General features: G+C 34.8%; 6 protein-coding genes. 3 read left to right on the top strand and 3 right to left on the bottom strand.

What is annotated here, in order from left to right; genetic code table 11:
• The first annotated feature begins 131 nt into the window (after window positions 1-131).
• The 3 genes from ACI9TV_RS15210 to ACI9TV_RS15200 all read left to right on the top strand — a co-directional run bounded on the left by ACI9TV_RS15210 (window position 132) and on the right by ACI9TV_RS15200 (window position 4,229).
• Window positions 132-1,562, top strand: a complete 1,431-nt coding sequence (locus ACI9TV_RS15210; RefSeq protein WP_415251676.1) for an NAD(P)/FAD-dependent oxidoreductase — start codon at window positions 132-134, stop codon at window positions 1,560-1,562.
• Window positions 1,563-1,659: 97 nt separating this feature from the next.
• Entirely contained in the window at window positions 1,660-1,983 is a 324-nt protein-coding gene (locus ACI9TV_RS15205; RefSeq protein ID WP_415251675.1) for a cytochrome C, read from the top strand.
• 119 nt (window positions 1,984-2,102) lie between these two features.
• On the top strand, window positions 2,103-4,229 hold the full coding sequence (locus ACI9TV_RS15200) for a WD40 repeat domain-containing protein (RefSeq protein WP_415251674.1): 2,127 nt from the start codon (window positions 2,103-2,105) through the stop codon (window positions 4,227-4,229).
• Here the strand turns inward: ACI9TV_RS15200 and fliI are convergent.
• From fliI to ACI9TV_RS15185, 3 genes are all read right to left on the bottom strand, one after another.
• Window positions 4,226-5,539, bottom strand: a complete 1,314-nt coding sequence (gene fliI, locus ACI9TV_RS15195) for a flagellar protein export ATPase FliI (protein WP_415251673.1) — start codon at window positions 5,537-5,539, stop codon at window positions 4,226-4,228. The two genes, ACI9TV_RS15200 and fliI, sit on opposite strands and share 4 nt — an antisense overlap.
• A gap of 9 nt (window positions 5,540-5,548) precedes the next feature.
• A complete protein-coding gene (folE, locus tag ACI9TV_RS15190; protein WP_415251672.1) occupies window positions 5,549-6,133 on the bottom strand; it encodes a GTP cyclohydrolase I FolE in 585 nt (194 codons plus the stop codon).
• Window positions 6,134-6,300: 167 nt separating this feature from the next.
• Window positions 6,301-7,735 (bottom strand): ribonuclease J (locus ACI9TV_RS15185; RefSeq protein ID WP_415251671.1); only part of this gene is annotated, 1,435 nt, incomplete at its 5' end.

Raw genomic sequence — 7,735 nt, 5'->3', positions numbered from 1 at the left:
GATGCACCGACTATACCTTTCTTGAGTATTGCAGAACCTAGAGCTTTTTGGTGGCTATTTGATTTATACCAATTAAAACCGATGTACCAATATCTAATGTTAACAGGTAGATTTTAAAAGGTGAGATTTTGGTGCAAAACGAAGTAGTTAAAGAGATTCTAAAAGAGGTTGACAAGCATCCTGAGATAATGTCTCGTAGGGATGTATTAAAGTATCTTGCTCTTTCGCCATTAGCTACTTCAATTAACGCAAGCATGACAGCTACAAAAGGAGAATTCCAAGCTTCTAATGCCAAAGAGAAGATTGTTATTGTGGGAGGAGGACTTGCCGGGATTAGTACAGCGGCACGTCTTAAAAATACATTAGACAATCCTGACATTACCATCATAGAACCTGAACCTTTATCTGCTTCATATCAATCTGGACTTACACTTGTTGCTGCTGGATTATGGAGCATTCATGAAATACAATACAGGCGTGATGATAAAATTCCTCATGGGGTTAAACTCATTAAAGGTCGTGCTACAACATTTGATCCTAAAAACAACAAATTAACGGTTGATGATAAAGAGCAAATTGAGTACGATCAACTTATTATTGCTACAGGTATCACATTAAATTATAGTGCCATAAAAGGTCTCACTGGTGAAGTTACTTCTTTTGCTAAAAACACAAATGTATTAAAAAAGTCAGGTTTAACAAAAAATGGACTCCATTCTATCTTTTTTCAAGATGGCGCAAGTGCTACATGGGATGGAATTAAAGAGTTAATCCAAAAAGCAAAAATACATACAAGTACTACAAAACTCCAAGCTATTTTTACCCATCCAAACACTGATATTAAATGTGAATCCGCATCAAAAAGCATTATGTACCTTACACATTCTCGTCTCGTAGAGGCTGGAGTAAGGGATAAAGTAGAAATGATTTTTAATACAGACGCAGACACTATGCATGATGTCACAGAATTTCATAATGCCATACGTACACAATTTAAACGCAGAAATTTTACATATAATTATACATATAATCTTATAGAATTAGACGTTATAAATAAGGTTGCTACATTTGACAAACACCCTCACGAAGCCAAACATGAAAAGATAGAAGTCTCTTATGACTTTATCCACATAACACCTCCAATGAAAGTGCATGATGAAATCGCTCATTCATCCCTTGGCTCGCAAAAAGGTTTTATCCCTGTGAATAGGGAGACATTACAACATTTAAAATTTGACAATGTATGGTCTTTAGGAGATGTAGCTTCGATACCCTTAGGTAAAAGCTCTGCATCTGTCACTTCACAACATAAAGTTTTAGTAGATAACATAATAGCACACATGCAAAAAAAAGATTCTCTGCCAGCAAAATATACTGGCTATACTCTTTGTCCTTTTATAACAAGTGTAGGTACTGCAATGCTCGCTGAGTACGATTGGGAAATGAAACCAAAACCTAGCTTTCCTCTTAGTCCCACACAAGAAAGATGGATATGGTGGCTGATGGAAATATATGTACTTAAAACAATAACAATATCAGGAATCATGAAAGGATACGCGTAAAGTTACATATGTGATAAATAAGATATATTAATTTTACTATTTCACAATGAATTCACAATTATAAGATAAAATACTTTCATAAACTCAAGGAGAATGAATGAAAAACATCGCAAAAGTTGCATTGGCTGCAACAATACTACTAACTCTTAGTAGCACAACTGCTAGCGCAAGTCCTGAAAAAGGTCAAAAGTACTTTACTAAAAAGCTTAAGACTGCATGTGGTATCTCTGGTGCTGCATTAGCTGGTAAACATACACAAGAAGAATGGCAATCGATTAATGCTAAAGGTGCTATTGCCGCTGAACTTAAAACTATCTGTCCTAAAGTTAAAGACAGTGCGTTAAAAGACAAATATGTTCCACACTACTTTGACTTCTTATTTGAATATGGAAGCGATAGCGGTAACATTCCAGCTTGTTAATTAAATCACATCTTATGATGTGGTTTAACCCCCTTCTTTTTACCTACTAACTTGTAAAATTTCAGCACTAACACTACTTTTTTTCTTTATAATAGAATACTATTTTTATTGGATATATTATGCTTGAAACTTCACACTGCCTACGAACACGTTCCCCTATACAAGAACTAAAAAAATTAAATAATAACCTTATAGCCATAGCAACTCTGCAACATGGTGTAAGAATTTTCTCCTATGATGAATGTGAAAATAAAACAACAATCTCACACGAATATCTCAACTCCCAAACTACGGCAGTATCTTTTAGTCTAAACGGAGAGTTTATCGCCTTTTCAAACCCATCTTACATTTTCATCTTGCACATGCCAAGTAAAGTTGTTCTGAAAACTATTCGAACTGATGGTGAACTCATTCAAAAATTACAATTTGATTTAGAATCTAAGTATATTATCGCCGCTACCCAAAGCGGACGTGTATTACAATACAGATACGACGGCTCATCCCTTCTTGGTAGACTTTACTCATTTGAACATACTGGGCAAAAAATAAAATCTAAAGCATCCATTGTAAGTTCTTTTGCATTTCACAAAAATATTATGGCTTGCGGAGGAAACAATGGTACTATCTTCACCATAAACCTTCATTCACGTGCAAATAAGCTCATCATCAAAAACGACACTTCACGGATAAGCTCTGTATGTTTTTTAGATGCTACACAACTTTTAAGTGCTGATACAAAAGGTTCCATCTATCTTAATTCACTCAAAACTACTAAACTGATTAAAAAAGTAGATAGTACTTTTACCCAAATTACACAAATTTTACTTATGCCTAATCCTCAATATCTTATGGTTATTGGTGGTACAAAACATGTAGCCGTATATGATTCACAAAGCCTTAAACTACTACACTCAAAATATGTAGAATTTGAAGAAGTTGTGACAAGCCTAGAAATTGTGGATGACAAGACAATTATTGCTACCCTAAAACATACTTCTATTGAAAAAATTAATCTTCCAACAGCAGAAAAATTAAAATCTTACATCATCTCAAATGAATTAAATAAAGCTTTTGGCTTAATCAGAGCAGACCCTCTTCTTCTAGGAACACGAGAGTATGCAGTTCTTGAAATAGCCTATAAAAAAATCTACGATAAAGCATTAGATGCTTTAATCAAAGGAAATAGAGATACTGCCCTTGAGTTTACAAAGATGTTTAAATATGTAGATAGTAAACGAGACGAGATAGACTTACTCTTTAAATCATTTGACAATTATCCTAGGTTTAAATCTTTATATGTTGAAAAAAAGTATGCCTTAGCTTATGCCATGGCTGTTAAGTACCCAGCACTTACACAAACATTTCAATATACAAAAATGGAGGAGTTATGGGATGACAGCTTTGCCAATGCACAAAGACAAATTGACCATGGACACTTAGAAAATGCCACTACACTTCTCAAAGATTTTGCAACTATCATGGAAAAAAGGCCTCTAATAAAACTGATGCTCAATCATAACAAAGATTTACAAGCATTCCTTCATGGCATGTCCAATAAAGATTATAAAAGAATAAACTTGCTTGCACAATCCAATCCTATATTTGCCCTTGTACCTCAATATAAAAATATACAAAGTGATATGGATATAGAACTAGCGCGTGTACAAAAACATATAGACAACTGTCATTTAAATGAGGCTATAGCTAAACTTTCTAAACTACAAAATATTGACTCCATAAAAGAAAGAGTAAGTGAACAAAAAGAAGAATGTCGCGCAGTAAAGAAACTCCAAGATGCATACAAGATTAGCAACTTCATTCAATGTTATGAGGTAATTGATAAAAATCCCGTACTCAATTCTACCCAGCTAGGAATACTGCTACAAGAACATTGGCTTAAAATCATCTCAGAATGTGAAAGATTTGCACTCAAAGGTAATATAAAAGATATCAAAGAAAAACTCGCAGAGCTCATTAACCTAGAAACACGTAGAGATAAGATCGGGGATCTTTTTCGTCTTGCTTTTCATACAAAAATCAAGGTTTATATTGCTAAAAAACTTTATAAAAAAGCAGAAGCTATTATTTACTCATATGTAGACATCTTTGGTATAGACAATGAGATAAAGTCCATCATAAAAACATGCGAGAAGAAGTCCAAAATAGAATTAGCAATTACTAGCAATATCAACGATAGAGACAAAAGGGATAAGTGGATACATAGCGAAGCTATAATGCAAGCCTAAGCTTTCGTCTGCATCAGGTCAGAGAGAGCTTTAACTGTTTCATTGTAGTCACTTTGCAATTCAGAATTTTGGGACATAAACGTATACATAGCTGCTTTCTTATCTATAGCTTCATCTAGTTCTGGATCTGTACCTTTTGTGTAGGCCCCAATACGAATTAAGACCTCATTTTCTTTCAGAAGTGTATACAGTCTACGAAATCTCATCACTGCTTTAAGATGTTCTTGAGTAACAATGTCATTCATAACTCTAGAAGCTGAATTAAGGACGTGGATAGGTGGATAGATACCAAAGTCTGTAAGTTCACGTGAGAGAACGATATGGCCGTCTAAAATAGAACGAGATTGATCCGCAATAGGATCACTCATATCATCTCCTTCTATTAATACGGTGAAGAAAGCCGTAATAGAACCCTTCCCTTCTTCTTTTCCTGCACGCTCCATAAGCTGTGGAAGAAGAGTAAGAGAAGATGGTGGATAGCCTTTAGAAGTTGGTGGCTCTCCAAGTGCTAGACCTATCTCACGTTGTGCCATAGCAAAACGTGTTACAGAATCCATAATAAAAAGAACATCCAATCCTTGATCTTTGAAAAACTCTGCCACACTCATAGCTGCAAAAGCTCCATACTTTCTCATCAATGGTGAATCATCTGAAGTTGCTACAATAATTACAGTATTTTCTAAATTACCCGCAAGATTTTTTTCTATAAACTCAGGAACTTCCCTACCCCGCTCGCCAATAAGTGCTACAACTTTTATAGGAGCAACTGAGCCTCGAACAATCATTCCCATAAGCGTTGATTTTCCAACACCACTTCCTGCGAAAATTCCAAGTTTTTGGCCCTTTCCGCAAGTTAAAAGAGCATCTATCGATTTTACACCTACAGGAAAAACTTCATCAATCATTCCACGTTTCATTGCAGCAATCGGAGCTTTAATAATTGGAGAAAGTATCGAATCATTAATATTGCCTTTTCCATCGATAGGACGCATAAACGGGTCGACTACTCTACCTAAAAGTGCTTGACCCACGGGAATGTTCATACCGGCTGAATCCAAAAAAACCTTATCTCCAGAACAAAAACCCTCAACAAAGCTAAAGGGTGTAATGAAAAATATAGGTCCATCAATCTCTGTTACCATACCCATACTCTCTTGGTGCGTGTCATTAGAGATAATCTTTACCATATCCCCAATACTTACTTTAAGTCCACTAGCAGTAATTACAGTAGCATTGATTTTGATTACTTCACCAAAGGAAATAGAGAAATTCTTTGAAGACAGTTTATCTTTGAGAGATTTAAATGGCATTACTTATGCTTAATAACGTGTGCTAGTTGGTGAATTTATTAGCGAGAAAAATTCAGATCTTGTCTTTTCATCTTTTTTAAACAAACCACGAAGTGCTGAAGATGTTGTTGTAGAGTTTATTTTCTCAACTCCACGCATTTCCATACACATGTGACGTGCCGCAATTACTACTGCTACACCTTTAGGCTGGATTGAATCCATAATAGCATCTGCAATTTGCTCTGTAAGTTGTTCTTGAATCTGCATACGACGAGCAAATACATTCACAACACGAGGAATTTTTGAAAGTCCTACAACTTTTCCATCAGGAATATAGGCAACATGAACACGCCCAATAATTGGTAAAAGGTGATGTTCACACGTAGAATAAAATTCAATATCTTTTACAAGAACCATTTCATCATTCGTTGTAGTAAAAAGTGCCTTCTCGAGAATCTCTTTTGGATTTTCTTTATAACCACCATAAATAAATTCGTACGCTTTTCTAACACGTGATGGTGTATCTTTTAAGCCTTCACGCTCGGGGTCTTCACCCACATGAAGCATCATAGATTTTACTGCATTTTCAAACTCTATATCTTTACTTTGTGCCAACTCTATACCTTTAAAGTTTTATTAGCGTTAGAATAACAAGTAATAGCTGAGTTTATACTATAGATATGCACTTATGAAAGGAGTTTATTTTTGAATAATGTTTTTGATTGAGAGATTACTAGGAGATAGGTACATGCGCGTAAATGCGTATGTACCTATAGTCTTGACTAGGAAACTAAAACGTGAGGAACGATAAGTGGATATTTTTTCATTTTTCTATAAATATGCTTTCTTACGATTTGACGTAAGTCATTTTCTAAAGCTCTCGTATTTTCAATCATTCCATCTTTAATATGAAGTAAGAAATGCTCGACTACGTCTTCCATCTCTTTAGCAAAAGCTTTATCTAATTTATCTGGAACGATACCAAAAGTAGTCACTTTAGGCTTCGCTTGCATTTTAGAATGCTGTCCATCAACTTGAACTACCATCATTACGATACCATCAGTTGCAAGTTTTTGACGATCTAAAATAATATCATCATCAATTTTATGATTATTTTGATTATCAATGTACGTTTTACCAGTTTTTACAGTTTTTACTTTTCTCATGTATTTTGGTGAAATCTCTATCTGTTCGCCATCTGTCATAAGAAGAATATTTCTCTCAGGAACTCCACACATCATACCAGTTTCTCTATGTTTCATAACATGGTTATATTCACCATGAATCGGTAAGAAAAATTTAGGGTTTACAAGACGTAACATAAGTTTTTGCTCTTCCATAGAAGCATGGCCAGAAACGTGGATATCTTTAGCATGAGCAACACTTGCACCAGCACGTTGTAAATGATTTAGCATACCAGAAATTGAACCTTCATTACCAGGAATAGCACGAGAAGAAAGAACTATTAAATCTGTTGGCTTAATCTTAATATGTCTATGTTCGCCAATACTCATTCTAAATAATGCTGAATTTGCTTCACCTTGAGAACCGGTCGTAACAATTAAAACTTCTTTATCATTTAAGCGTGCAATTTCATCCGCATCTACAAAAATATTTTTAGGAAATCTTACATAATCATACTGCATTGCAATTTCTATATTTCGCTCCATAGAACGACCAATAACACATATTTTACGTCCGTATTTTATTCCGTATTGAATTGCTTGTTGCACACGGTGAATGTTTGAACTAAATGTAGACATTAAGATACGCCCTTCTGCTTTAGCAAAAATACGATCTAAGGCTGGTCCTACACTTAATTCAGATCCTGTTGGAACAGTATTATATGAGTTTGTTGAATCACTTAAAAGACAAAGTACACCTTTATCTCCATAATGTGCTAAACGATGAAGGTCAGCCGTATAACCATCAACAGGAGTATAATCAATTTTAAAATCACCTGTATGAATTATAGTACCAGCCTCCGTTGTAATAGCAACAGAAGAACTATCAATAATAGAGTGAGTCATATGCATCCACTCTACTTCAAAATCATTACCAATTTTAATAATTTGTCTTTTTTCAATCGGATTGAAATATTTTCTATGCTCTTTAATGTGGTGCTCATCAAATTTTGTTCCAATCATAGCAAGTGGTAAGGGTGTACCAAAGATTGGAAATTGCATCTCTTTATAAAGGTATGGCATTGCACCAATA

Origin of the sequence: Sulfurimonas sp., assembly GCF_047622445.1 — a bacterium.
Classification (GTDB): Bacteria; Campylobacterota; Campylobacteria; order Campylobacterales; family Sulfurimonadaceae; genus Sulfurimonas.
The sequence above is the reverse complement of the archived record's forward strand: the minus strand, read 5'-3'. Positions and strand labels throughout refer to the sequence as shown.

Coding starts and splice junctions, on each gene's coding strand:
- ACI9TV_RS15205 (WP_415251675.1), top strand. CDS start 1,660: ATGAAAAACATCGCAAAAGTTGCATTGGCTGCAACAATACTACTAACT.
- ACI9TV_RS15200 (WP_415251674.1), top strand. CDS start 2,103: ATGCTTGAAACTTCACACTGCCTACGAACACGTTCCCCTATACAAGAA.
- fliI (WP_415251673.1), bottom strand. CDS start 5,539: ATGCCATTTAAATCTCTCAAAGATAAACTGTCTTCAAAGAATTTCTCT.